This window comes from Phycicoccus sp. M110.8, from assembly GCF_032464895.1.
Taxonomy (GTDB): Bacteria; Actinomycetota; Actinomycetes; order Actinomycetales; family Dermatophilaceae; genus Pedococcus.
This window is the reverse complement of sequence record NZ_JAWDIC010000004.1, coordinates 427,590-452,592: the sequence shown is the minus strand read 5'-3', so window position 1 is coordinate 452,592 and position 25,003 is coordinate 427,590. Positions and strand designations below refer to the sequence as shown.

26 protein-coding genes are annotated in these 25,003 nt (G+C 72.7%); 5 read left to right on the top strand and 21 right to left on the bottom strand.

Features of this window, described 5'->3' with window-relative positions; translation table 11 throughout:
• Positions 1-45: 45 nt before the first annotated feature.
• The 8 genes from RKE38_RS17600 to xerD form a co-directional block, all read right to left on the bottom strand.
• Positions 46-747, bottom strand: a complete 702-nt coding sequence (locus RKE38_RS17600; RefSeq protein WP_316008770.1) for a lysophospholipid acyltransferase family protein — start codon at positions 745-747, stop codon at positions 46-48.
• The gene (cmk, locus tag RKE38_RS17595; protein ID WP_316008769.1) at positions 744-1,448 is read right to left on the bottom strand and encodes a (d)CMP kinase; all 705 of its coding nucleotides are present in this window, start codon (positions 1,446-1,448) and stop codon (positions 744-746) included. Before cmk ends, RKE38_RS17600 begins: the two co-directional genes overlap by 4 nt.
• A gap of 21 nt (positions 1,449-1,469) precedes the next feature.
• Positions 1,470-2,552, bottom strand: a complete 1,083-nt coding sequence (locus RKE38_RS17590; protein ID WP_316008768.1) for a prephenate dehydrogenase — start codon at positions 2,550-2,552, stop codon at positions 1,470-1,472.
• 179 nt (positions 2,553-2,731) lie between these two features.
• A complete protein-coding gene (locus tag RKE38_RS17585) occupies positions 2,732-3,730 on the bottom strand; it encodes a pseudouridine synthase (protein WP_316008767.1) in 999 nt (332 codons plus the stop codon).
• Complete coding sequence (gene scpB / locus RKE38_RS17580; protein WP_316008766.1) at positions 3,727-4,395, bottom strand: SMC-Scp complex subunit ScpB; 669 nt, start codon at positions 4,393-4,395, stop codon at positions 3,727-3,729. Before scpB ends, RKE38_RS17585 begins: the two co-directional genes overlap by 4 nt.
• The gene (locus tag RKE38_RS17575; RefSeq protein WP_410055480.1) at positions 4,388-5,329 is read right to left on the bottom strand and encodes a segregation and condensation protein A; all 942 of its coding nucleotides are present in this window, start codon (positions 5,327-5,329) and stop codon (positions 4,388-4,390) included. The genes scpB and RKE38_RS17575 overlap by 8 nt, the downstream gene beginning before the upstream one ends.
• A 41-nt stretch (positions 5,330-5,370) precedes the next feature.
• Positions 5,371-6,420 (bottom strand): AAA family ATPase, encoded by a 1,050-nt coding sequence (locus RKE38_RS17570; protein ID WP_316008765.1) that lies wholly within the window; start codon positions 6,418-6,420, stop codon positions 5,371-5,373.
• A gap of 51 nt (positions 6,421-6,471) precedes the next feature.
• Positions 6,472-7,422 carry a site-specific tyrosine recombinase XerD gene (gene xerD, locus RKE38_RS17565; RefSeq protein ID WP_316008764.1) on the bottom strand — a complete coding sequence of 317 codons (951 nt, stop codon included), beginning with the start codon at positions 7,420-7,422 and terminating at the stop codon, positions 6,472-6,474.
• On the opposite strand from xerD, the gene RKE38_RS17560 reads away from it, so the two are divergent.
• Positions 7,421-8,068, top strand: a complete 648-nt coding sequence (locus tag RKE38_RS17560) for a hypothetical protein (RefSeq protein WP_316008763.1) — start codon at positions 7,421-7,423, stop codon at positions 8,066-8,068. The genes xerD and RKE38_RS17560 overlap by 2 nt on opposite strands.
• Here RKE38_RS17560 and RKE38_RS17555 read toward each other — a convergent pair.
• Genes RKE38_RS17555 through RKE38_RS17545 form a run of 3 tightly spaced genes read right to left on the bottom strand, consistent with a single transcriptional unit; the run spans position 8,045 to position 11,364 of the window.
• A complete protein-coding gene (locus RKE38_RS17555; RefSeq protein WP_316008762.1) occupies positions 8,045-9,292 on the bottom strand; it encodes a 4-alpha-glucanotransferase in 1,248 nt (415 codons plus the stop codon). The genes RKE38_RS17560 and RKE38_RS17555 overlap by 24 nt on opposite strands.
• A gap of 4 nt (positions 9,293-9,296) precedes the next feature.
• Positions 9,297-10,667 carry a histidine--tRNA ligase gene (gene hisS / locus RKE38_RS17550; protein WP_316008761.1) on the bottom strand — a complete coding sequence of 457 codons (1,371 nt, stop codon included), beginning with the start codon at positions 10,665-10,667 and terminating at the stop codon, positions 9,297-9,299.
• Between the two features lies 1 nt (position 10,668).
• Positions 10,669-11,364: an MBL fold metallo-hydrolase gene (locus RKE38_RS17545; RefSeq protein WP_316008760.1), complete on the bottom strand. Its 696-nt coding sequence runs from the start codon at positions 11,362-11,364 to the stop codon at positions 10,669-10,671.
• Between the two features lie 44 nt (positions 11,365-11,408).
• On the opposite strand from RKE38_RS17545, the gene RKE38_RS17540 reads away from it, so the two are divergent.
• From RKE38_RS17540 to RKE38_RS17525, 4 genes are read left to right on the top strand one after another with little or no spacing between them, the layout of a single operon-like run.
• Positions 11,409-12,236, top strand: a complete 828-nt coding sequence (locus RKE38_RS17540) for a peptidylprolyl isomerase (RefSeq protein ID WP_316008759.1) — start codon at positions 11,409-11,411, stop codon at positions 12,234-12,236.
• Between the two features lies 1 nt (position 12,237).
• Positions 12,238-13,608: a DUF349 domain-containing protein gene (locus RKE38_RS17535; protein WP_316008758.1), complete on the top strand. Its 1,371-nt coding sequence runs from the start codon at positions 12,238-12,240 to the stop codon at positions 13,606-13,608.
• Positions 13,609-13,618: 10 nt separating this feature from the next.
• Complete coding sequence (locus RKE38_RS17530; RefSeq protein ID WP_316008757.1) at positions 13,619-14,242, top strand: FMN-binding negative transcriptional regulator; 624 nt, start codon at positions 13,619-13,621, stop codon at positions 14,240-14,242.
• A 4-nt stretch (positions 14,243-14,246) separates the two neighbouring features.
• Positions 14,247-14,672, top strand: coding sequence for a hypothetical protein (locus tag RKE38_RS17525; protein ID WP_316008756.1), 426 nt, complete (start codon positions 14,247-14,249; stop codon positions 14,670-14,672).
• A 120-nt stretch (positions 14,673-14,792) separates the two neighbouring features.
• On the opposite strand, the gene RKE38_RS17520 is transcribed toward RKE38_RS17525, so the two are convergent.
• The 10 genes from RKE38_RS17520 to pdxT form a co-directional block, all read right to left on the bottom strand.
• A complete protein-coding gene (locus RKE38_RS17520; RefSeq protein ID WP_316008755.1) occupies positions 14,793-17,102 on the bottom strand; it encodes a bifunctional (p)ppGpp synthetase/guanosine-3',5'-bis(diphosphate) 3'-pyrophosphohydrolase in 2,310 nt (769 codons plus the stop codon).
• 50 nt (positions 17,103-17,152) lie between these two features.
• A complete protein-coding gene (locus tag RKE38_RS17515) occupies positions 17,153-17,704 on the bottom strand; it encodes an adenine phosphoribosyltransferase (protein WP_316008754.1) in 552 nt (183 codons plus the stop codon).
• A gap of 19 nt (positions 17,705-17,723) precedes the next feature.
• The gene (gene secF / locus RKE38_RS17510; protein WP_316008753.1) at positions 17,724-18,902 is read right to left on the bottom strand and encodes a protein translocase subunit SecF; all 1,179 of its coding nucleotides are present in this window, start codon (positions 18,900-18,902) and stop codon (positions 17,724-17,726) included.
• Positions 18,899-20,713, bottom strand: coding sequence for a protein translocase subunit SecD (gene secD, locus RKE38_RS17505; protein ID WP_316008752.1), 1,815 nt, complete (start codon positions 20,711-20,713; stop codon positions 18,899-18,901). Before secD ends, secF begins: the two co-directional genes overlap by 4 nt.
• A gap of 13 nt (positions 20,714-20,726) precedes the next feature.
• Entirely contained in the window at positions 20,727-21,062 is a 336-nt protein-coding gene (gene yajC, locus RKE38_RS17500; RefSeq protein ID WP_316008751.1) for a preprotein translocase subunit YajC, read from the bottom strand.
• A 156-nt stretch (positions 21,063-21,218) separates the two neighbouring features.
• Complete coding sequence (gene ruvB, locus RKE38_RS17495; protein WP_316008913.1) at positions 21,219-22,295, bottom strand: Holliday junction branch migration DNA helicase RuvB; 1,077 nt, start codon at positions 22,293-22,295, stop codon at positions 21,219-21,221.
• 29 nt (positions 22,296-22,324) lie between these two features.
• Positions 22,325-22,945 (bottom strand): Holliday junction branch migration protein RuvA, encoded by a 621-nt coding sequence (gene ruvA / locus RKE38_RS17490; RefSeq protein ID WP_316008750.1) that lies wholly within the window; start codon positions 22,943-22,945, stop codon positions 22,325-22,327.
• Positions 22,942-23,478 carry a crossover junction endodeoxyribonuclease RuvC gene (ruvC, locus tag RKE38_RS17485; protein WP_316008749.1) on the bottom strand — a complete coding sequence of 179 codons (537 nt, stop codon included), beginning with the start codon at positions 23,476-23,478 and terminating at the stop codon, positions 22,942-22,944. The genes ruvA and ruvC overlap by 4 nt, the downstream gene beginning before the upstream one ends.
• A gap of 126 nt (positions 23,479-23,604) precedes the next feature.
• Entirely contained in the window at positions 23,605-24,366 is a 762-nt protein-coding gene (locus RKE38_RS17480; RefSeq protein WP_316008748.1) for a YebC/PmpR family DNA-binding transcriptional regulator, read from the bottom strand.
• Positions 24,363-24,971, bottom strand: coding sequence for a pyridoxal 5'-phosphate synthase glutaminase subunit PdxT (gene pdxT, locus RKE38_RS17475; RefSeq protein WP_316008747.1), 609 nt, complete (start codon positions 24,969-24,971; stop codon positions 24,363-24,365). Before pdxT ends, RKE38_RS17480 begins: the two co-directional genes overlap by 4 nt.
• Between the last annotated feature and the right edge of the window lie 32 nt (positions 24,972-25,003).

Sequence of the window (25,003 nt, the reverse complement as noted above, 5' to 3'; positions counted from 1 at the left end):
GGGTGCCCCGGACAGGTCGGCCCGGGCGGGCGCAGGGACGGGCGGTCAGCCCTCGTCCCCGGGGAGGAACACCTGGTGCCTCGCCTGGGATTCCCGGACGTGCGTGGCGAGGGCGTCGCGCACCTGCTCGGTCGCGGCGACGAGCCGTTGGCGGCCGGTCAGGGACGGGTCCGCCGACAGCGTGACGGGATGGCCGAACTCGACCACGACCCTGCTGCGCAGCCGGGGAACCGAGTTCCTCGAGGCGCCAGCGACCCGGGTGCCGAGGAAGGCCACCGGCACGACGACCGCCCCGCCCTGCTGCGCCAGCCAGGCGGCGCCCTGCTGGACGGCGGCGACGTCACCGCGCCCGCGCGTCCCCTCGGGGAAGATGCCGACCGCACCGCCGGAGTGCAAGATCGCGACGGCCGCGCTCAGGGCCGCACGGTCGCCGGAGCCGCGGGTCACGGGGATGTGGCCGATGAATCTCAGGAAGCGCCCGAGCAGTCCTCGGAACATCTCCCGCTTGACGAGCACGCACGTCGGACGCGGCGCGAACCCCGGCAGCATCGGGCCGTCGAGGAAGCCCACGTGGTTGCCGACGAACACGACCGGCCCCTTGCGCGGCACGCGGTCGCGGCCGATGACCGACACCCGGTACAGCGCGTGGAACAGCGGCCAGCCGATCACCATGTTGACCCGGACCCGCCAGGGCGCGGGCACCTGCACCACCCCGGGTGCAGTGGCCGTGCGTGGCGCCTGCGTCACCCGCGCACCTTGGCCGGCGCCTCCGAGCGGACGAGGTCGACGAGGGCGTCAACGCTCTGCTGGAAGTCCAGGTCGGAGGTGTCGAGCAGGGTCACACCGTCCGCGGCCTCCATGAAGTCGGACACGGTCGAGTCGTCCTCGTCGCGGCGCACGATCTGGTCTCGGGTCGCTGCGACGGCCTCGGCGTCGTCACCACCGTGCAGCTCCCGGGAGCGGCGGCGCAGGCGCGCCTCGACGCTCGCGGTCAGCAGCACCCGGACGTCGGCGTCGGGAGCCACGACCGTGGTGATGTCGCGCCCCTCGGCGACGACTCCCCCGGTGCGCGTGGCGATCTCGTCCATGAGGTCGCGCTGCAGCTGCTGCAGGACGGGGCGCACCTGGGTGTTCGTGGCGACCTTCGAGACGGCCTCGGACACCCGGGTCGTGCGGATGTCGTCCTCGATCTCGCGGCCGCTGACCTGGACGCTGGCGTGCGAGGGGTCGGTCCCCATCACCAGCGGGATCTCGCGGGCTGCCTGTGCCACCGCGTCGCGGTCGTCGAGGTCGACGCCCTCCTCGAGGCACCACCACGTGACCGCCCGGTACATGGCACCGGTGTCGAGGTAGCCGACCCCCAGCCGGGTGGCCGCCGCACGCGAGACGCTCGACTTGCCCGAGCCGGACGGCCCGTCGACGGCCACGACGAGGTGCTCACTGCTCATGGCGGTCGAGCCTAGTGCCCGTCAGCCGTGCAGCCGCCAGCCGCGGACGCGCAGCTCCTCGCCGAGGCGCTCGACGACACCGGGCAGCACCGAGATCTCGGCGAGCCCGAACGGCTGGCCGAGGCCGTGCTCGAGGTGGAGGTCCTCGAGGTTGACGCCTGCGTCGCCGACGTCGTGCAGCAGCCGCGCGAGCTCGCCCGGCTGGTCCGGGACCAGCACGACCACGACGCCGTATGCCGTCGGCGCGGCGCCGTGCTTGCCGGGGATCCGCGCGTGGCCGGCGTTCCCGTGGGCGACGACCCGGGCCAGCACCTCGCGTGCGCCGACGGCGTCACCCTCGCTCAGCCGGGTCAGGGCGGTGACGACCTGGTCGAGCTCGTCCCGGAGGTCGACGAGCACGTGGCGGACCGCGGCCGCGTTGCCGGACAGGATCTGCGTCCAGAGCTGGGGGTCGCTGGCGGCGATCCGGGTGACGTCGCGGATGCCGGTGCCCGAGAGCGCGACGGCGGGCTCGCCGAGGTCGCGCAGCCGGCTCGCCACCAGGGAGGCGGCGACCTGAGGCACGTGCGACACCGCCGCGACGGCTGCGTCGTGCGCCTCGGGGTCCATGGTCGACACGGTGCCGCCGGCGGCGCGCGCCAGCTCCTGCACGGTCTGCACGGCCGCCGCCGATGACGCGGCGTGCGGCACCACGACCCAGGCCCGCCCGTCGAAGAGGTCGCCGCGGGCCGCCACGGCCCCCGACCGCTCGCGCCCCGCCATGGGGTGGGAGCCGACGTACCGTGTGACGTCCCCGCCCCGTGCACGGACGTCGTCGAGGACGGCGACCTTGACCGAGGCGACATCGGTGACCACGGCGTTCGGCCACGACGTGAGCTCCAGCGCGACCACGGCGCCCGCCACGTCCGGCGGCGCCGCGACCACGACCACGTCGGGGTCGGGTGCGTCTGCTCCTGCCACCGCTCCTGCGCCGAGGTCACGGGCCAGCGCCACGGCGGTCGGCGACGGGTCGGCCAGCGACACGGCATACCCGGCCCGGCTCAGGGCGATGCCCAGGCTGGTCCCGATGAGGCCGGTGCCGACGATCCGCACGGAGGGAGTCACGACGCGAAGGGTACCGACGCAGCCTCAGGGCGGCGCTGATGCGCCCACGGACGGAGGCCACCAACCCATTGAGCCCGTGCTACGTCACTGATCCAGATGGTGGTCAGTGACGTAGCACGCGCGACAGGTGTCCCACCGTCGACGGGGAACGCTCGGGGAGAGCCGCAGCGGCCCGTGGGTCAGAGGCCGGCGGCGGCGTAGAGCTTGCCGACCTCGTCGCTGTTGAGCTTGCGCATCTTGCCGGGCTTGGTGTCGCCGAGGTGGATCGGGCCGACCTGCGTGCGCACGAGCGAGAGCACCGGGTGACCGACGGCATCGAGCAGCCGGCGCACGATGTGCTTGCGCCCCTCGTGCAGCACCACCTCGACGAGCGCGCGGCCCGGCTGGGAGTCCACGACACGGAACGAGTCGACACTGGCGGGCCCGTCGTCGAGCTCGACACCCTCGCGCAGACGCCGGCCGAGGTCCCGCGGGACCGGCCCGGCGATCTGCGCCAGGTAGGTCTTGAGCACGCCGTACTGCGGGTGCTGCAGCCGGTGGGCGAGGTCGCCGTCGTTGGTCAGGATGAGCAGGCCCTCGGTGTCGGCGTCGAGCCGGCCCACGTGGAAGAGCCGCTGCTCGCGGTTGCCGACGTAGTCGCCGATGTTGATGCGGCCGAGCTCGTCGTTCATCGTCGTGACGACCCCGAGCGGCTTGTTGAACGCGAAGTACAGCCGGTTCTCGTCGAGCTGAACGCGCAGCCCGTCGACGTGGACCACCTGGTCGGGACGGATCCGCACCCCGAGCTCGGTCACGACCTGCCCGTCGACCTCGACGCGCCCCTCGGCGATGAGGTTCTCGCACACGCGGCGCGAGCCGACCCCCGCCGCGGCGAGCAGCTTCTGCAGCCGGATGCCGTCGGGGTCGTGGACGTCGACGTCCGGCCTGGCCGCCTCGCGTGGGATGCGCGTGGGCTGGCTGCGCTTGGTCGTGCCGGAGCTGCCGCGCTGGGGGCGGTCGGACCGCTTCGGAACCGGGCCTCCCCCGGTGCCCGCACCGGCGCCGCGGGTACGACCTCCGGAGGCTCCGGGACGGCTGCCGCCCGTGCCGGGACGGCCACCGCCGGAGCCGGATCCTCCTCGGGACGGGCGCTGGGGACGGCCGCCACCGGCGCCGCCGCGGTTCTTCGGCGGGGTCATGCGCGACCCTGCTCTGCGATCTCGTCGAGCACGTCGACCTCCGGGAGGTAGGGAGCCAGGGCCGGCAGCTCATCGATCGAGCCGAGGCCGAGGCGTTGCAGGAAATAGTCGGTGGTGCCGTAGAGGACGGCACCGGAGTCGCCCTCGGCGCCGAGCTCCTCGATGAGCCCGCGGTTGAGCAGGGTGCGCACGACGCCGTCGACGTTGACTCCGCGGACCGCGCTGACCCGCGACCGGGAGATCGGCTGGCGGTAGGCGATGACGGCCAGGGTCTCCAGCGACGCCTGGGTCAGCTTGGCCTGCTGCCCGTCGAGCAGGAACTTCTCGACGACCGCGGCGTAGTCGCTGCGGCTGTAGACACGCCAGCCGCCCGCGACGCTGCGCAGCGTGAACCCACGCTGCTGCTCGGCATACTCGCGCTCGAGGCCCTCGAGGTGCTCGCGGACGTCGTCGACGGGCAGCTCGAGCGCGGAGGCCAGGGCGACCTCGGTGACCGGCTCGTCGACGACCATGAGGACGGCCTCGAGCGCCGACCGGGCGCCACCCGGGAAGTCGTTGACGTCGAACGCGAACTGCTCCTCGGCCACGGGCGCCTCGGTCGCCGGCTCCACCTCGGTCGCCGGCTCCTCGACCACGGGGTCGGTCTCGGCCTGCTGCTCACTCATGGTCGGCGCTCTCCTGCGTCGTCTGGTCGGGCTGCTCTTCCGCGTCCGGCTGGTCGCCGCCGTCGGCATCGCCCTCGTCGAACTCGTCGCTCACGTCGATGTCCCCGTCGTCCGTGCCGGTCCAGCGCACCGTCAGCTCGCCCAGGGCCTCGGCCTGCTCGAAGGCGATCGCCGCCTCGCGGAACAGCTCGAGCAGGGCCAGGAACCGCGCCACGATGACCAGCGTGCTGTCGGCGTCCGCGACGAGCGCCCGGAACGAGCACACGCGCTCCGACCGCAGCCGGCTGCCGATGATGCCCGCCTGCTCGCGCACGCTGACCTGCGGGGCGTGCAGGTGGTCCAGGCCCACCGACGGCGCCACCTTCGGCGTCATCGCCTTGGCCGCGATCATCGCCAGCTGCTCGGGGGTGATGCCCATGACGAGCTCGGGCAGCAGCTTGGCGAACTGCGGCTCGAGCCCGGCCTGGCGCGCGGTCATCCGCCCGGCGGTGGCCATCCGCTCGGCGAAGGTGAAGGCGATGTCCTTGAACGCGCGGTACTGCAGCAGCCGCGCGAACAGCAGGTCCCGCGCCTCGATCAGCGCGAGGTCCTCCTCGTCCTGCGGCCCGGTCTGCGGCAGCAGCCGCGAGGCCTTGAGGTCGAGCAGCGTCGCCGCGATGAGCAGGAACTCCGAGGCCTGCGACAGGTCCCAGTCCCTGTCCGCCTCACGAGCCGCCTTGATGTGGGCGATGAACTCGTCGGTGACCTTGGCGAGCGCGATCTCGGTGATGTCGAGCTTGTGCTTGCTGATCAGGCCCAGCAGCAGGTCGAACGGACCCGAGAAGACGTCGAGGTGCACCTCGAACGGCGTGACGGCACCCCGCCGGGTGATGACGCCTCCCGGCGTGATCTGGTCCTGCTCAGGGGTGGGGGCCTGCTCCTCGGGCGCCGCCACGGGCTCCTCGGCTGCCGCCACCGGCTCCTGGGTCACGGCGGTCAGGCGGCACCGCCCCGAGCGATGAGCTCGCGGGCGAGCTGGCGGTAGGCCGCGGCCGCGCCGTGGGTGGAGGCGTAGGACGTGATCGGCTCGGCCGCCAGCGTGGCGTCGGGGAACTTCACGGTGCGGCTGATGACGGTGTGGAACACCTGGTCGCCGAAGTGGTCGACGACGCTGCGCACGACCTCCTTGGAGTGCAGGGTCCGCGAGTCGAACATCGTCGCGAGGATGCCGTCGACCTGCAGGCGGGGGTTGAGCCGGTCGGTGATCTTGTCGATCGTCTCCACGAGCAGGGCGACGCCGCGCATGGCGAAGAACTCGCACTCGAGCGGGATCACCACGCCGTGGGCGGCGGTCAGCGCGTTGACGGTCAGCAGGCCGAGCGAGGGCTGGCAGTCGATGAGGATGACGTCGTAGTCGTCCATCACCGGCCGCAGGACCCGGGCAAGGATCTGCTCGCGGGCGACCTCGCCGACGAGCTGGACCTCGGCCGCCGACAGGTCGATGTTCGCCGGGATGACGTCGAGGTTCTCGGTGGCCGTCTCCTGGATGACGTCCCGGACGTCGTGGCCGCGCTCGATGAGCAGGTTGTAGATCGTCACGTCGAGCTCGTTGGCGCGCACGCCCAGGCCCACGGACAGCGCGCCCTGGGGGTCGAAGTCGACGAGCAGCACGCGGCGGCCGACCTCGGCCAGCGCGGCGCCCAGGTTGATGGTGGTCGTCGTCTTGCCGACGCCACCCTTCTGGTTGCACATGGCGATGATGCGGGCGGGTCCGTGGCCGTCCAGCGGCGCGGGCTCCGGGAAGTCGGGCATCGGGCGGCCGGTGGGGCCCACCTGGCCGGCAGCGGCGGCCTCGATGCCGGGGAGCCGGCCGTCGGCCGACGGGGAGGTGTGGGGGGCCGCCTCGGGTGACGGCGACGGCTGGTGGTGCGTCGTGGTCGCCTCAGGGTCCACAGGCGTTTCACTCCCGGTGAGGTTGCGTTCGTCGGTCAGCCTCTCGCTGATCGCCCCGACCCTATCAGCGGGTATGCCGGCCCTTGCGGTCATCGGGGCCCCGCACCCCGGGCGCGTCGACGGTGGCTTCGGCGTCCGATGCGGTCACCGCGCCCGCGGGTGCGACTGGGCGTACACCTCCCGCAGCCGCTGGACCGTGACGAGCGTGTAGATCTGGGTCGTCGTCACCGAGGCGTGCCCGAGCAGCTCCTGCACGACGCGCACGTCCGCACCGCCGTCGAGCAGGTGGGTCGCGAACGAGTGGCGCAGCGTGTGCGGCGACAGGTGGCCGGACAGGTCGGCCCGCTCGGCGGCGGCCCGGATCGCCGCCCACGCCGACTGCCGCGAGAGCCGGTTGCCCCGCTGGTTGAGGAACACTGCGGCAGTGCCCCTCCCCTGCGTCGCCAGGGCCGGCCGGCCCCGGACGAGGTAGGCCGCCAGGGCTGTCGCGGCATACGAGCCGAGGGGGACGATCCGCTCCTTGCGCCCCTTGCCGAAGAGCCGGACCACGCCCTCGTCGGTGTCGATGTCGTCGACGTCGAGGCCGACCGCCTCGCTGATCCGCGCGCCCGCGCCGTACAGGACCTCGAGCAGGGCCCGGTCGCGCAGCGCCACCGGGGTGTCGCCCACGCCTGCGGCAGCGAGCAGCCGCTCGACCTCCTCCACCGTGATCGCCTTCGGCAGCCGGGCGGGAGGCGTCGGCGGGCTGACGGCGGCCGTCGGGTCCGTCGCGACGTCGCCCTCGAGCGCCAGGAACCGGTGGAACCCGCGCACCGCGACCAGCGTGCGGGCGGCCGACGACGCGGCCAGCGGCGGGTGGCCCTCGCTGCCCTCGCGCAGCGAGGCGAGGAAGTCGGTGACGTGGCCCTCGCGCACATCACCCGGCTCCGTGACCCCCTTGGCCTGCAGGTATGCCGTCCAGCGGGCCAGGTCACGCCGGTAGGACGACAGGGTGTGCGGGCTCGCACCGCGCTCGACGTCGAGGTGGTCCAGCCAGCCCCGGACGGCCCGTTCGAGCGCGCTGGGAGGTGGCACGGATGGGAGTGTAGGCGGCATGAAGCTCTACGCAGACCTGCCCGGCCGTCGCACGGCGCAGATCCTCGCCGACGTCGGCATGTTCGCCTGGGTGTGCGTGTGGGCCTGGGTGGGACGGTTCGTGCACGACTCGACGATGCAGCTCGCGGCACCCGGCCACCGGCTGGAGAGCGCCGGCAGCGGCTTCCGGGAGCAGATGACCAGTGCCGGCAACACGGTGCGGGACGTGCCGCTCGTCGGGGACCGGATCGCCGCACCCTTCCGGCAGGCCAGCGGCGCCGGGACCACGATCGAGCAGGCCGGCACCGACCTGGTCGACGCGGTCACCAAGCTGGCGAACATCCTGGGGTGGGTCACCGCGCTCGTCCCGATCCTGGTCGTGGGCCTCGCGTGGGCTCTGCTGCGGGGGCGCTTCGTGCGCCGCGCGAGCGCGGCCCAGCGGTTCCTCGACAGCGCGTCCGACCTGGACCTGTTCGCGTTGCGGGCGATGGCGCGACAGCCGATGCACAAGCTCGCCGCCATCTCGGGCGACCCGAGCGGCGCCTGGCGCCGGGGCGAGGCCACCACGATCCGGGCCCTGGCCCTGCTCGAGCTCGAGGACAGTGGCCTGCGCCCGCCCGCTGTGCTGGGCGCGCGTCCTGCTTCAGTGAGCGGGGAGCCGGCCTGACGCCTCGGTGAGGTCGCGCAGGCGACGCGCGAGGTCCGGGGTCAGCGCGCCCGGCTCCATCTGCCAGCGCCACCCACCCTCGATGCCGGGCGCGTTCATCCGCGCGTCCGACCCGAGCGACAGGACGTCCTGGGCTTGCATGACCGCCAACCCGCAGGGTGCCGCGAGCGCCAGCTCGATCAGCGCCCACGACGGCTCCTCGTCGATGCCGGCGCGCGTCCCCGCCCGGTGGCAGGCGTCCCGCGCCATCCTGCGCCGCTCCTCTGGCAGGGCGGCCCACCAGCCGCACACCGTGTCGTTGTCGTGGGTGCCGGTGTAGACCACCTGGTTGGTGCCGAGCCGCTCGGGGTCGTGGACGTTGTCGGCGTAGGCGGGCTCGAACGCGAACTGGAGCACCGCCATCCCGGGGTAGCCGAGCGCCCGGCGCAGGTCGACCACCGGCTGGTCGATGTCACCGAGGTCCTCGGCCAGGACGGGCAGCGTCCCGAGCTCGGCCGTGGCAGCGTCGAAGACCGCACGGCCCGGCCCCGGTTCCCAACGGCCGTCCAGCGCGGTCTCGGCCCCCGCTGGGACGGCCCAGTAGGCCGCGAACCCGCGGAAGTGGTCGACGCGCACGACGTCGAACAGCGCGAACGTGCGGCGGATCCGCTCGACCCACCACCGGTACCCGTCCTCGCGCAGGACGTCCCACTGGTACAGCGGGTTGCCCCACAGCTGGCCGGTCGCGGCATACGCGTCCGGCGGCACCCCGGCCACGGCATCGGTGCGGAAGAACTCGGGCCACGCGCGCTCGTCGGCGCCGTCCGGGGCCACGTAGATCGGCACGTCGCCCATGAGGCGGACGCCGCGCTCGGCGGCATACGCCCGCAGCGCCGACCACTCCCGGCCGAACCGGACCTGGTCGTCGAGGTCGCCGCCGTAGTCGGTCCACGAGCGCACCCAGTACGCCTGCTGCTCGGCGAACGCCCGCGCCTCGTCGGGGTCGACGGGCGCGTCGGGGTGCTCGAGCAGCGCCGGCGAGGCGGCGAACGCCGACGGGGACTTGTACGGCGAACCGTGGCGGTCGGGCACGGAGACGGGCAGCACCTGCCACAGCGTCTGGCCCGCGTCGGCGAGCCAGTCGACGAACCGGCGAGCCTCGTCGCCGAGGCGGCCGCCCGGCAGCGAGGTGACGTGGCACTGGACCCCGCTGGACCGCGGGTCGGTGACCGGGCTGGCCGTCATTCGGCTACTCCTGGGGTGCGTCCTCGGCGCCCCGGTCGCCGGTGCGCAGGACGCGCGGGTGCAGGTCCTCCGCAGGAGGGTTCCACGCCGCGGCGTCGGCGTCGACCTGGGCTCCCGAGCGGATGTCCTTCACCTGGTCGCCGCCGCCCTCGGCCGCGCCGGCGAACCAGACGAACGGGATCCCGCGGCGCTCGGCGTACCGGATCTGCTTGCCGAACTTCGCCGGTTTCGGGGCGACCTCGCACGCGATGCCACGCGCGCGCAGCGCGGTGGCCACCGACTGGGAGGCCCCGCGGGACTCCTCGTCGGTGACGGCGACGAGCACGGCGGCCGGGGTGGAGCGGGTGGCCGTGACGAGCCCCTGCGACAGCAGCAGGCCCAGCAGGCGCGAGACGCCGATCGAGATGCCGACGCCGGGGTAGGTGGTCCTCCCGTCCGAGGCGAGCGAGTCGTACCGGCCGCCGGAGCAGAACGAGCCCCACGACTCGTACCCCTCGAGCTGGGTCTCGTAGACGGTGCCGGTGTAGTAGTCGAGCCCGCGGGCGATCTTGAGCTCGGCCACGAGCGCACCCGGCGCGTTCTGCATGCCCGTGCTGATGACCGCGGCCAGCGCCTCGAGGCCCTCGTCGAGGGTGGGGTGCTCCACCCCGAGCTCGCGCACCCGCTCGACGAACGACAGGTCCTCGGTACGGATCGAGGCCAGCGCCAGGCACTGGTCGGCCTGCTCCGGCGTGCGCCCCGCCTCGACCAGCGCGTCCTTGACGCGGGCGGGGCCGATCTTGTCGAGCTTGTCGACGATGCGCAGGGTGCCTGCGACGTCATCGATCCCGATGCCGCGGTAGAAGCCCTCGGGGATCTTGCGGTTGTTGACCTGGATGACCATGCGCCCGATCGGCAGCTTGCGGAACACCTCCGCGACGACGAGCGGCATCTCCGCCTCGAAGTGCGGCGCCAGCTCCCCCACGTCGACGACGTCGATGTCGGCCTGGGTGAACTCGCGGTAGCGGCCCTCCTGCGGCCGTTCGCCGCGCCACACCTTCTGGATCTGGTGGCGGCGGAACGGGAACGCGAGGTGTCCGGCGTTCTCGAGCACGTAGCGCGCGAACGGGACGGTGAGGTCGAAGTGCAGCCCGAGCTCGGCGTCCGCGACCGCGGCGGGGTCCTCGGCGTTCGCCAGCCGGCGGATGCCGTAGATCTCCTTGTCGGTGTCGCCGCCCTTGCCGAGCAGCCGCTCGACCGGCTCCACCGCGCGGGTCTCGATCGAGGGGAACCCGTGCAGCTCGAAGGTCTCGCGGATGACGTCGAGGAAGTGCTGCTCGACGATGCGCTGGGCCGGGAGGTACTCGGGGAATCCGCTGATCGGGGAGATCTTCACGTCACAAGCCTTGCAGATACGGGTTGGTCGCCCGCTCGCGGTCCATCGTGGTCGCGGGTCCGTGGCCTGGCAGGACGAGGGTGGTGTCGGGCAGCGGCAGCACGACCTCGCGCAGGGAGCGCTGCATGGCGGTGTCGCTGCCCCCGGGCAGGTCCGTGCGCCCGATCGACCCGGCGAAGAGCACGTCACCGCTGAGGACTGTCGAGCGGACGTCCACCTGGTCGGCCACGCCGTCCGGCACCGTCGGCACACCGAAGAGGACGGAGCCCTCCGTGTGGCCCGGCGCGTGCACGACGTCGACCGTGAGCCCGGCGAGCTCCAGCGTCTGGCCGCCCGTCACCTCGACGACCCGCTCGGGCTCACGCCACGTGGCACGTGCACCGAACTGCTGCTCCACCATGGCCAGCAGGGGTGCGCTGATGTGCGCCAGCGGGTCCTCCAGGCGGTAGCGGTCGTCGGTGTGGACGTATGCCGCCGTGTCGCCGCCGCAGACCGGCGTCACCGAGTAGACGTGGTCGAGGTGGCCGTGGGTCAGCAGCACCGCGGCCGGGCGCAGGCGGTGCTCGCGCAGGACCTCGCGCAGCGTGTCCTCGATGCCGATGCCGGGGTCGACGACGAGGCACTCCTCGCCCGGGCCGGTGGCCAGGACGTAACAGTTGGCGTCGATGACCCTGCCGGGGAAGGCGAACGTGAGCACGGCCTGCAGCCTAGCCAGAGGGCGTCCTGCCTAGACTGACGCGCGTGACCAGAGAGCAGGAGCGGGCCCGCGCACGCCGACGGGCCGAGAAGTTGGACGCCAAGATCGCCGCCAGGGAACGCGAGGCCGCCCGCAACCGCCAGGTCGCATGGGTGGTGGCTGCCGTCCTCGTCGTCGTCGCAGCCTTCGTCCTGCTGGCCGGGAAGCTGTCCGGCGACCAGCCCTCGACGCCGGCGGCAGGCTCGACCGCCGCCACGTCGGCGCCGTCCGCCTCGGCCACCACCAACGCCTCCGTCCCCGGCTGCACGCCTCCCCCGAAGGCGCCCACGAGCGTGAAGAAGGAGACGCTGCCGGACAAGAAGACGGCGGCCGGCAAGACGTTCACGGCGCTCGTCACGACGAACTGCGGCGACATCACCTTCCAGCTCGAAGGCGCCAAGGCGCCCCAGACGGTGGCCTCGTTCGTCTCGCTCGCCAAGGACGGCTACTTCGCCGACTCCCCCTGCCACCGCGTGACGACCTCCGGCATCTACGTGCTGCAGTGCGGCGACCCGCTCGGGGGCACCGGCACCGGCCCCGGGTACACGTTCGGTCTCGAGAACACGCCCAAGGACGGCAAGTACCCCAAGGGCACGCTCGCCATGGCGCGCACGAACGACCCCAACTCGAATGCCGACCAGTTCTTCATCGTCTACAAGGACACCGACCTCAGCAGCGTCCCGGCCGGCTACTCCGTCTTCGGCACGGTCACGTCCGGAATGGATATTGTCGAGAAGATCGCCGCAGCAGGTGCGGCCGGTGGCACCGGTGACGGGGCCCCGAACGCACCCATCAGCATCCTCAAGGTTGCTGTGACCGAGAAGAAGGCCTGACGTGACCGAGCAGACGCCCAAGCCCACCCCGCCGAAGCCGGGCCCGCCCTCCCCCGCGGCCGTGCGCAAGGTCGCCCACGCACCGGCTCCGGCCCTGACCCCCGCGGCCCCGAGCGGCCCGCCGGCCGAGACCTTCGGTCGCGTCGCCGAGGACGGGACCGTCTTCGTGCGGACGGCCGAGGGCGAGCGTGAGGTCGGCGCCTACCCGGGTGCCACCCCCGACGAGGCGCTGCACTACTTCGCCCGCAAGTACGACGAGCTGTTCGCCTCGGCCGACCTGCTCCACCAGCGCGTCACCACGACCGACCTGTCGGCCAAGGACGGCGCCGACGGCCTGGCCAAGCTGCGCGAGCACTGCGCCGAGGCCAACGTGGTCGGCGACCTGGCGGCGCTGGACGCGAAGATCGCCGAGATCGAGCAGGCCGTCACGGCTCGCCGCGACACCGAGGCCGCCGAGCGGTCCGCCGCCCGCGCCGCCGCGGCGACCGAGCGCGAGGCGATCGTGTCCGAGGCCGAGAAGATCGCCGCCCAGCCCGAGAACAAGGTGCAGTGGAAGGCCAGCGGGGCCCGGATGCGCGAGCTCCTCGAGGAGTGGAAGAAGCACCAGCGCTCCGGCGCCCGCCTCGACCGCGAGACCGAGGGCGCCCTGTGGCAGCGGTTCTCCGCCGCCCGCAACAGCTTCGACAAGGCCCGCCGGGTCCACTTCGCCCAGCTGGAGGGCAGCCAGGCCGAGGCCAAGGCGGCCAAGGAGGCCCTCGTCGCCGAGGCCGAGGCCATGACCACCAGCACGGACTGGGGGTCGACGGCCGGCGCGTACAAGCGGCTCATGGACCGCTGGCGCCAGGCGGGGCGCGCCTCCCGCGCCGACGACGACGCCCTGTGGGAGCGGTTCAAGGCGGCGCAGGACGCGTTCTTCGCCGCCAAGGACGCGGTCGCCGCCCAGGAGGACGAGGAGTACCGCGCCAACCTGGCCGTCAAGGAGGAGCTCCTCAAGGAGGCCGAGGCGATCCTGCCCGTCACCGACCTCGACGCCGCCAAGGCCGCCCTGCGCGCCGTCCAGGACAAGTGGGACGCCGCGGGCCGGGTCCCGCGCGCCGACGTGGACCGGATGGAGAAGGGCATGCGCCGCGTCGAGCAGGCCGTGCGCGACGCCGACGACAAGCGCTGGAACCAGACCAACCCCGAGGTCGCCGCCCGGGCGCAGAGCATGGTCGACCAGCTCGAGGCCTCCGTCGCCTCGCTCCGGGCGGACCTGGAGAAGGCCCAGGCGTCCGGCAACGAGCGCAAGGTCAAGGACGCCCAGGCCAAGCTGGAGGCGCAGGAGCAGTGGCTGGCCCAGGCGCGCGGCAACCTCGACGAGTTCTCCGGCTGACCGGGGTCCTGTGTACGCGCCGGCGTTCAACCGGGTCGACGACGAGGACGCCGCGCGCCTGATGGTCGCCCGGGCCGGTGCGGGCGAGCTCGTGACGGTCGGGGCGGACGGCTACCCGGTGGCGACGCTGCTGCCGGTGCTCTGGCGTGGCGACCGCGTCCTGGCGCACCTGGCCCGGGCGAACCCGCACTGGCAGCAGATCGGGCCGGGCTCCCCCGGCCTGCTCGTCGTGGGAGGCCCGCAGGCCTACGTGTCGCCGAGCTGGTACGCGTCGAAGTCCGAGCACGGGCGCGTCGTCCCGACGTGGAACTACACGACGGTCCACCTCACCGGGCGGGTCCGCGTGCACGAAAACGTCGAGTGGCTGCGCGACCTCGTCACCGCGCTGACCGAGGAGCACGAGGGCGGCCGGGAGGACCCCTGGGCGGTCTCCGACGCGCCCGAGGCGTACGTCGCCGGGCAGCTGCGCGGGATCGTGGGCGTCGAGCTGGTGGTTGAGCGCGTCGAGGCCAAGGCCAAGCTCAGCCAGAACCGGTCCGAGGCGGACCGGGCCGGCGTGGTCGCGGGGCTGCGCTCCGAGGGCGACCCCGGGGCGACCCAGGTGGCCGACCTCATGGCCGACCTGGACGGCTGACGACGTGGTCGACACCGCGGCCGCAGCGCTGCTCGGGGCCGCGGGACTGCACGCCGGCTTCCAGCTGACCGTCACCACGCTCGTCTACCCGGCCCTGGCCCGGGTGGACGCCTCCCGCTGGGCGGAGGCCCACGACCGGCACAGCCGCGCGATCACCCCCCTCGTCGGCGTCGTCTACCTGCTGCTCCTGGCGGCCGGGGCCTGGGCCCTGGCGACCCTTCCCCTCACGACGGGGCTCGCCACCGCGGCCGTCGGTGCCGCGCTCTCCCTGGGCACGACGGCAGCCGTGGCCGCACCCCTACACGGCCGGCTGGGGCGGGAGGGTCCCGAGCCGGCCCTCGTGCGGCGGCTGCTGGTCGCCGACCGCGTCCGCTGCGCCGGCGCCGCGCTCTGCCTCGCCGGTGCAGCCCTCGCCTGCCTGCGCCCCTGACACAACGGCAGTTGCTGACGTGAAACAGCGGTTCTGGACCGCCGTTTCACGTCAGCAACTGACGTTTTGCGGGGTGCCGGGACGCAGTATGCCGCGCGGGCAGAACGTGCGAGTGCGAGGTCAGGCCTTGGCGGCCGTCGCCTTGGTGCCGGTGATCCGGTAGACGTCGAAGACGCCGTCGATCTTGCGGACGGCCTTCATGACGTGCTCGAGGTGGCTGGGGTCGCCCATCTCGAAGGTGAACTTGCTGATCGCCACCCGGTCCCGCGAGGTCTGCACCGACGCCGACAGGATGTTGACGTGCTGGTCGGACAGCACCCGCGTCACGTCCGACAGCAGCCGGTTGCGGTCGAGGGCCTCGACCTGGAGCTGGACGAGGAACACCGAGGCCGACGACGGCGCCCACTCGACCTCGATCATCCGGTCGGGCTGGGACAGCAGCGACTCGGCGTTGGTGCAGTCGGTGCGGTGCACCGAGACACCGTTGCCGCGGGTGATGAAGCCCATGATCGGGTCGCCCGGCACCGGCGTGCAGCAACGGGCCAGCTTGACCCACACGTCGGCCGTGCCGACGACCACGACGCCCGGGTCCCCGGTGCGGCGGCGCATGGACCGGGTCGGCGTGGTGGCCTCCGCGAGGTCCTCCGAGGCGCCCTCCTCGCCGCCGAGCGACGCGACGAGCCGGCCCACCACGTGCTGGGCGGACACGTGGCCCTCGCCCACCGCGGCATACAGGGCGTCGATGTCCTGGTAGCGCAGCTCGGACGCGAGCCCGGTCAGGGTCTCGACGGTGAGCAGGCGCTGGAGCGGCAGGCCCTCCTTGCGCATCGCCTTGGCGATCGCGTCCTTGCCGGTCTCGATGGCCTCCTCGCGCCGCTCCTTGGAGAACCACTGCTTGATCTTGTTGCGGGCGCGGGGGCTCTTGACGAACGTCAGCCAGTCGCGCGAGGGGCCCGCGCCGTCGGCCTTGGAGGTGAGCACCTCGACGACGTCGCCGTTCTCGAGGGTGGACTCCAGCGGCACGAGCCGGCCGTTGACCCGGCCGCCGATGCAGTGGTGACCGACCTCGGTGTGCACGGCGTACGCGAAGTCGACAGGGGTCGACCCCGCGGGCAGCGCCACGACCTCGCCCTTGGGCGTGAAGACGTAGACCTCGCGGGCGTTGATCTCGAACCGCAGCGAGTCGAGGAACTCCCCCGGGTCGGAGGTCTCCTTCTGCCAGTCGAGCAGCTGGCGCAGCCACGCCATGTCGCTGATCGGCCCGGTCTCGCCGTCCTTGGCGGCCGCGGCGGAGGCGGTCGCGTCCTCCTTGTACTTCCAGTGCGCGGCGACGCCGTACTCGGCGCGGCGGTGCATCGTGTGGGTGCGGATCTGGATCTCGACCGGCTTGCCCTCGGGACCGATGACCGTCGTGTGCAACGACTGGTACATGTTGAACTTCGGCATCGCGATGTAGTCCTTGAACCGCCCGGGCAGGGGGTTCCACCGCGCGTGCAGCGCGCCGAGCGCCGCGTAGCAGTCGCGCACCGAGTCCACGAGCACCCGCACCGCGACGAGGTCGTAGATGTCCTCGAAGTCGCGGCCGCGCACGATCATCTTCTGGTACACGGAGTAGTAGTGCTTGGGCCGGCCGGTGACCGTCGCCTTGATCTTGGCGGCCCTGAGGTCGGCGCTGACCTGCTCGCGCACCCCGGCCAGGAACTCCTCGCGGGCGGGGGCGCGCTCGGCGACCAGACGCACGATCTCGTCGTACACCTTCGGGTAGAGCGTCGCGAACGACAGGTCCTCGAGCTCCCACTTGATGGTGTTCATGCCGAGCCGGTGCGCCAGCGGCGCATAGATCTCGAGCGTCTCGCGCGCCTTGCGCTGCGCCGACTCGACCGAGACGTACCGCCACGTGCGGGCGTTGTGCAGCCGGTCGGCCAGCTTGATGACCAGGACGCGGATGTCCTTGGCCATCGCGACGACCATCTTGCGGACCGTCTCGGCCTGGGCCGCGTCGCCGTAGGTCACCTTGTCGAGCTTGGTGACGCCGTCGACCAGCATCGCGACCTCGTGGCCGAAGTCCTTCTCCAGCTGGTCGAGCCCGTATGCCGTGTCCTCGACCGTGTCGTGCAGCAGCGCCGCGGCCAGCGTGGCCGGCGTCATGCCGAGCTCGGCAAGGATGGTCGTGACCGCGAGCGGGTGCGTGATGTACGCGTCGCCGGACTTGCGCTTCTGGCCCCGGTGGGCCTCCTCGGCGACGACGTAGGCGCGCTGGATGACGGTCAGGTCGGCCTTGGGGTGGGTGGCCCGGACCGTCTGCAGCAGCGGCTCGAGGACGGGGTTCGCGGGGGCGCCGCGAGCCCCGAAGCGGGCCAGCCTGGCCCGGACCCGGCTCGCCGAGGACGCGCCCGTGGGCACGGGCCCGGTGACGACGTCCTCAGTCATGACAAGAGCCTACGTGATGCGGCCGTGCCGCCGACGCGGGTCCGGCCGTCTCAGTCCCCCGTGACGACGACCGTCGTGTGCACCTCGCGCCCGGCCAGGCGACCGCGACCTCCGAGGAAGGTCAGCTCGACGAGCGTCTCGAACGCCACCACGGTGGCCCCGACCTGCTCGACGAGCCGGCAGGCCGCCTCGGCCGTCCCGCCGGTGGCCAGCACGTCGTCGACGACCAGCACGCGCGCCCCGGGCTCGAAGCCGTCCTCGTGCACCTCGATGGTCGCGTTGCCGTACTCGAGCGCGTAGGACAGCGACACCGTGGCACCGGGCAGCTTGCCCGCCTTGCGGACCGGGACGAACCCGAGGCCGAGCTCGTGGGCCAGGGCGGCACCGAAGATGAAGCCCCGGGCCTCCACGCCCGCGACGACGTCGACGCGCCCGGCATACCGCTGCGCCATGTCGCGCACGATGTCACCGAACAGCGCACCGTCGGCGAGCACCGGCGTGACGTCCTTGAAGACCACGCCGGGCTCGGGGAAGTCGGGGATGTCGCGCAGGGTGCGGTCCACGCGCTCGGCGAGAGTCGTGGTGGTCTCGTCGGTCGTCATCGGCGGGTCCCCGTCCGGCTCAGCGCCGCGACTTGGGTGCACGCCGCGGCTGGTTGCGCGGGCCCGAGGTGGCGTACCGGTGCGTCTCACGGGCGACCGCGGGACGGGCCCCGGCCGGGACCCCCTCGCGCTCGGCTCCCTCCTCGCCGGCCTCGTCGGCCGGCTCCGGCGCCTCGTGGGCGTGCGGGGCGACGTCGTGGGAGGTCGGCGCACCGTGGCGCTGCTGGTAGCGCAGGGCGGCCTTCTCGAGCTGCTGCACCTCCGGCTCCTTGGCACGCAGCGTCACGAGCAGCGGCGTGGCGATGAAGATCGAGGAGTACGCGCCCACCGCCATGCCGATGAACAGCACGAGCGAGAGGTCGAGCAGCGTGCCCGGGCCGATGGTCGCGAAGCCCACGACCAGCACCGCCAAGGTCGGCAGGAGCGCGACCACGGTGGTGTTGATCGAGCGGACCACGGTCTGGTTCACGGCGAGGTTCGCGGCCTGGGCGTAGGTGACCCGCTTGCCGGCGAACGCCTCGTTGGTGTTCTCGCGCACCTTGTCGAAGACGACGACCGTGTCGTAGAGCGAGTAGCCGAGGACGGTCAGGAAGCCGATCATCGTCGCCGGGGACACCTCGAAGCCGGTGAGGGCGTAGATGCCGACGGTGATGATCATGTCGTGGACCAGGGCGACCAGGGCCGACAGGGCCATCTTCCAGGTGCGGAAGTACAGCGCCATGACCAGCATCGTCAGCACGAGGAAGACGACCAGGGCACGCAGGGCCTGCTGGCTCAGCGAGGCACCCCACGACGGGCCGATGAAGCTCGCGCTCACCTTGTCGGTGGGGACGTCGAACTCCTTGGCCAGGGCGTCGCGGACGTTCGCCGACTGGGCGTCGTTGAGCTGCTCGGTCTGCACGCGCACGGTGCTGTTGCCGAGCTTGGTGACGTTGGCGTCCTGCGCCGATCCGACCGAGCGGACGGCGTCCTTGGCGCGGGTCTCGTAGCTGGACGTGCCGGCGGGCGTGGTGGAGACGCGGAACTCCGAGCCCCCCGTGAACTCCAGGCCCAGGTTGAGCCGGAACACGAGCAGGCCCACGAGCGCGATCACCATGACGACGCCGGACGCGATGTACCAGCGGCGGCGGTTCTCGATGAACCGGACCGACCGCTTGCCGGTGTAGAGGTCGTTGCCGAGCTGGGCGAAGTTGATCATCGGGCGCTCCCCTGGGTCGCGGTGGCGGCGGGTACGGCGAACCGCCCCCGTCCCACGTAGCGCGGCGTCACCTTGGCCCCGAGGCGCTCAGGGCTGAGGCCGGACCACTTGTGGCCGCCGCCGAAGAACTTCGTCTCGGCCAGGATCCCCACCACGGGGTGGGTGAACAGGAAGACGACGAGGATGTCGAGCAGCGTGGTGAGGCCGAGGGTGAACGCGAAGCCGCGCACCCCCGAGGAGGCCAGGAAGTACAGCACCACGGCCGCGAGGAAGTTGACGCCGTCGGCCACCAGGATGGTCCGGCGGGCACGCCGCCAGCCGGTCTCGACCGCTGCGCGCAGCGGACGGCCCTCGCGGACCTCGTCGCGGACGCGCTCGAAGTAGACGATGAACGAGTCGGCCGTGACACCGATCGCCACCACCAGGCCCGTCACGCCGGCCATGTCGAGGCGGTAGTTGTGGGACCAGCCGAGGATCGTGATGAGCAGGTAGGTCAGGAGCCCCGCGATCGCGATGCTGGCGACGGTCACCAGTCCGAGGGCGCGGTACTGGAACAGCGAGTAGACCGCCACGAGGAGCAGGCCGATGAGTCCGGCCGCGAGGCCCATGGTGAGCTGCTCGGAGCCGAGCGTCGGGCTGATCTGCTCGCGCGTCTGCAGCGTGAACGAGATCGGCAGCGCGCCGAACTTGAGCTGGTTGGCGAGGGCGCGGGCGCTCTCGATGGTGAAGTTGCCGGTGATACTGGCCGAGCCGTTGAGGATCGCCTCGTTGAACGACGGGGCGACGATCGACCGGTTGTCCAGCACTGCGGCCATCCGGTTGCGCGGCGACTCGAGGCCGACCATGCGCTTGCTCGCCTCGCCGTACGCCTTGGCGCCGGCGGACTTGAACGACAGCTGGATCTCGACGGTGCTCGAGGGCTGGCCGTTGGACAGCGGGCGGTAGCCGGCCGCGGCCTTGTCGATCTGGTTGCCGTCGACGATGACCGGTCCGAGGATGAACTTCTCGACGCCGTCGTCGCTGCAGGTGACCAGCGGCTTCTTCGGGTCGTTGACGATGTTGTCGAGCACGCCGGGCTTGGAGCAGTCGAGCGCCTGGAACTGCTGCTGCAGCTCCGGCGTCACCCACGCCAGGTCGTTGGGGTTGGTCGGCGTGCCGCCGGTCGCGCCGGTGGTGGCGGTGCCGGTCGGGGTCGCGGCCCCGGTGGTGGCGGTCGCCGCGCCCGTGGTCGCGGACGGGGTGGGCGGCGGCGTCGTCGCCTGGAGGAACGAGCCGGGAAGCGCGCTCTTGGCCGTCGTCGTGGCCGCGCCGGAGGCCGTCGGCACCGGTGCGGTGGCCGTGCCGGTGGCGGTGCCGGTCGGCGAGCCCGTCGCCGTGCCGGTGCCGGTGGCGGTGCCCGTGGGGGCCGGCTGGTTCGTTCCCGGGCCGGAGACCAGCACGCCGCGGAACTGCATCTGCGAGGAGCGGCGGATCGCGTCCTCGTCCTGTCGCGAGGGCTCACCCGGCATCGACACGACGATGTCGTTGCCGCGCGTGGTCACCTCGGCGCCGGAGACACCGTTGGAGTCGATGCGCTGGACGATGATGCCGCGGGCCTGCTCGAGCTGCTGGCTCGACACCTTCTGGTTGCCGACCAGCTTGGGCTGCAGCACCATCTCGGTGCCGCCCTCGAGGTCCAGGCCCAGCTTGGGGGTCCAACTGCCGGTGCCCCAGGTGTTGGCGCTGAACAGCAGCGCGCCGAGGCCCACCGCGATCGCGGCCAGCCAGGCCAGGACCTTCAGCGGCTTGCGGGTGTACGGGTTGAGTGCCACGGGCTGGTTACCCCTAGTCGGTGGTGCTGGGCGCGTCGGTGGACGAGGTGCCCTCGGTGGACGGGGTGCCGTCCGTGGAGGGCGCGGTCGTCCTGGTGCCGATCGCACGCCGGTCGAAGCGGACGGTGACCCCCGGGCTGACCTCGAGGGTGACGACGGTGTCGTCGAGGGAGGTGATGCGGCCGAAGAGGCCGGACGTCGTGCACACCTCGTCGCCCACGGACAGCCCGGCCTGCAGGTTCTGCGTCTCCCGCTGGCGGCGCCGCTGGCTGAACACCATGAAGGCGATCAGCGCGACCGGCAGGAGGAAGATGAGCAGGCTGGACGCGGACGAGCCGCCGTTCGACATGGGAAAGGTCCTTCGGGCAGGGTGCTTGGACGCGCCGGGCTGGGCGACCGCCCGAGTGTAGGTGACACCGGGCATACCGACCAACGTGGCCCGCGGGGGTCGCGTTCCAATCGTGACCTACGCGAAGGCTGCCCACCAGGGGCACCCGAGGCACGCTCAGGCGCCGAAACGGCCCTCGCCGTCGAGCGGCAGCGGCACCTGGACGTCGGCGCCGGCCGGGGGCGTGAGGCCCAGGTGCGCCCAGGCCAGCGCGGTCGCGGCCCGGCCCCGGGGCGTACGCGTCACGAGCCCCTCGCGCACGAGGAACGGTTCGGCGACGGTCTCGACGGTGTCCGCCTCCTCCCCCACGGCCACGGCCAGGGTGGACAGGCCCACGGGTCCGCCGGCGAAGCGGCGGCACAGCGCGTCGAGCACGGCGCGGTCGAGCCGGTCGAGCCCGCGGTCGTCGACGTCGAAGAGGGCCAGTGCCGCGTGGGCGGCCTCCTCGTCGACCACGTCGCGGCCGTGCACCTGCGCCCAGTCCCGCACGCGCCGGAGCAGCCGGTTGGCGATGCGGGGTGTGCCGCGGGACCGCCGGGAGATCTCGAGGATGCCGGCCTCGTCGGCGCTCACGTCGAGCAGGCGCGCCGAGCGGTGCAGGATCGTCACGAGGTCGTCGGTCGCGTAGAAGTCGAGGTGGCCGGTGAACCCGAACCGGTCGCGCAGGGGCGCCGGCAGCAGGCCCGCCCGCGTCGTCGCGCCGACGACGGTGAAGGGCGGCAGCTCGAGCGGGATGGCGGTGGCTCCGGGGCCCTTGCCGACCACGACGTCCACCCGGAAGTCCTCCATCGCGAGATAGAGCATCTCCTCGGCGGAGCGGGACATGCGGTGGATCTCGTCGAGGAAGAGCACCTCGCCCTCGGACAGCGACGAGAGCACGGAGGCGAGGTCACCCGCGTGCTGGATCGCTGGACCGCTGGTGATGCGGATCGGACGCTCGAGCTCGGTGCCGATGAGCATCGCCAGGGTGGTCTTGCCGAGCCCGGGTGGCCCGGAGAGCAGGACGTGGTCGGGGGCGCTCCCCCGGCGTCGCGCCGCCTCGAGCACGAGGGAGAGCTGGTCGCGGACCCGGGTCTGGCCCGAGAACTCGCTGAGGCGCCGGGGACGCAGGGCGTTCTCGACGGTGCGCTCGTCGGCGTCGCTGCCCGGGTCGACGACGCGGGCGGTCGCGTCGACCGACCTGTCCTCGTACATCTCGGAGGAGAAGCCGTCGGCCACGGTGCTCACCGGCCCAGCTCGCGCAGGGCGGCACGGAGCATCGCCGAGACGTCGGGGTTCGCGCCGGCAGCGGCAGCACCGTCGGCGCCGTCCGCGACCCGGGCGACGGCGTCCTCGGCCTGCCTGGCGGTCCAGCCCAGCCCGGTCAGGGCCTCGGTCACCTGCTCGCGCCAGGGGGCCACCGCCCGGGCCACGGGCCCGCTGGTCGCGGCGGCGGTCGCCGTCGGCAGCCCGATCTTGTCGCGCAGCTCCAGGACCATCCGCTCGGCGCCCTTCTTGCCGATGCCGGGCACCTTGGTCAGGGCGGCGACGTCACCGCCACCGATGGCGGCCCGCAGCCGGTCGGGGGGCATGACGGAGAGCATGGCAAGCGCCAGTCGCGGGCCGACGCCGGACACGGTCTGGACCTGCTCGAAGACGTCGCGCTCGTCGTCGGTCGCGAAGCCGTAGAGCGTGAGGCTGTCCTCGCGCACGACCAGGGTGGTGGCCAGCGTGGCCTCCTGGCCCCGGTGGACGGACGCGGCGGTGGCGGGCGCGGTGTGCAGCAGCATGCCCACGCCGCCGACCTCGACGACGACGCGGTCGAGCCCGGCGTGCAGGACCGGCCCGCGGACGGAGGCGATCACGAGGACACCGCCTTGAGGCGGGCGCGCTCGGACGCCGCGGCGAGGGCGAGCCGGCGGTCACCGGCGCCGCGCCAGTGGTGGCAGATCGCCAGGGCGAGGGCGTCGGCGGCGTCGGCCGGCTTGGGGGCGACCTCGAGGGCGAGGATGCGGGTGACCATCGTGGTGACCTGTGCCTTGTCGGCGCGGCCCTGGCCGGTGACGGCGGCCTTGACCTCGCTGGGGGTGTGGGTGACGAGCGGCAGGCCTCGGCGTGCCGCCGCCAGGAGGACCAGGCCGGATGCCTGGGCGGTGGTCATGACGGTCGGGACGTGGTCGGCGGCGAAGACGCGCTCGAGCGCGATGGCGTCCGGCTCGAACCGGTCGAGCCAGGCGTCGAGCTGGTCCTGCAGGTAGACGAGCCGCTCCCCGGTGTCGCTGCCGCCGGGCGTGCGCACGACGCCCACGGCCACCATCGACAGGCGCCCGCCGCGGCTCCCGTCGACGACGCCGAGGCCGCACCGGGTGAGCCCCGGGTCGACACCGAGCACGCGCACGTCAGTCCCTTCCGTCCGAACAGGTGTTCGGTCGAACGCTACACACGACGGCGCCCGCTCCCCCGCAGTGACACGCGAGGGGCGGGCGCCGGTGTCCGCCTGGTCGGCCGCACGGGCCGGGGCGTCCTAGTCCTCGTCCTCGAGCTGGGCCAGGACGTCGTCCGGGATGTCGCCGTTGGCGAAGACGTCCTGCACGTCGTCGGAGTCCTCCAGGGCCTCGATGACGCGGATCATCCTGCGGGCGCCCTCGAGGTCGAGCGGCACCTGGAGGTTCGGGACCCACGAGGCCTCGGCCGAGTCGTACTCCACGCCGGCGTCCTGCAGGGCGGTCCGCACGGCGACGACGTCCGTCGCCTCGCTGACGATCTCCCAGGTGTCGCCGTTGTCGTTGACCTCGTCGGCCCCGGCGTCGAGGACGATCTCGAGGATGTCGTCCTCGCCCTGGCCCTCGGTCTTCGGGACGATGACGACGCCCTTGCGGTCGAAGACGTAGGCGACCGAGCCCGGGTCGGCGAGCTGGCCGCCGTTGCGGGTCAGCGCGGTGCGGACCTCGGCGGCCGCGCGGTTGCGGTTGTCGGTGAGGCACTCGATGAGGACGGCCACGCCACCGGGCGCGTAGCCCTCGTACGTGATGTTCTCCCAGTCGGCACCGCCGGCGGTCGCGCCGCTGCCGCGCTTGACGGCGTTGTCGATGTTGTTGTTCGGGACCGAGGACTTCTTCGCCTTCTGGATGGCGTCGTACAGCGTCGGGTTGCCCGCGGGGTCACCGCCGCCCTGGCGCGCCGCGACCTCGATGTTCTTGATGAGCTTGGCGAAGAGCTTGCCGCGCTTGGCGTCGATGGCAGCCTTCTTGTGCTTCGTGGTGGCCCATTTGCTGTGGCCGCTCATGCGTTGCCTCTCACGATCTCGACGAACAACTGGTGGAACCGGTGGTCACCGGTCACTTCCGGGTGGAAGGAGGTGGCCAGCAGGGCCCCCTGACGAACGGCGACGATCCTACCTGCGGCGGGACCCTCCTCGACGTGGGCCAGCACGTCCACCGCGTCGCCGACCTGCTCGACCCAGGGCGCCCGGATGAAGACCGCCCTCATGGGCGCGCCGCCGATGGCGTGGATGTGCAGGTCCTCCTCGAACGAGTCGACCTGGCGGCCGAACGCGTTGCGCCGCACCGTCATGTCGATGCCGCCGAGGGTCTGCTGGTCGGGGCGGGCGTCGGCGATGCGGTCGGCGAGCATGATCATCCCCGCGCACGAGCCGTATGCCGGCATACCCTCCGCGATCCGTGCGCGCAGCGGCTGGTGGAGGTCGAACGCGCGGACGAGCTTGTCCATGGTCGTGGACTCGCCGCCGGGCAGCACCAGCCCGTCCACCGCCTCGAGCTCGACCGTGCGCCGGACGGGGACGGCACGGGCGCCGGCGTCCTCGAGGGCGCGCAGGTGCTCGCGGACGTCGCCCTGGACGGCCAGGACACCGATCGTGGGCTGCGTGGTCACGGCGGGAATGCTACGACCGCCCTCCTAGGCTG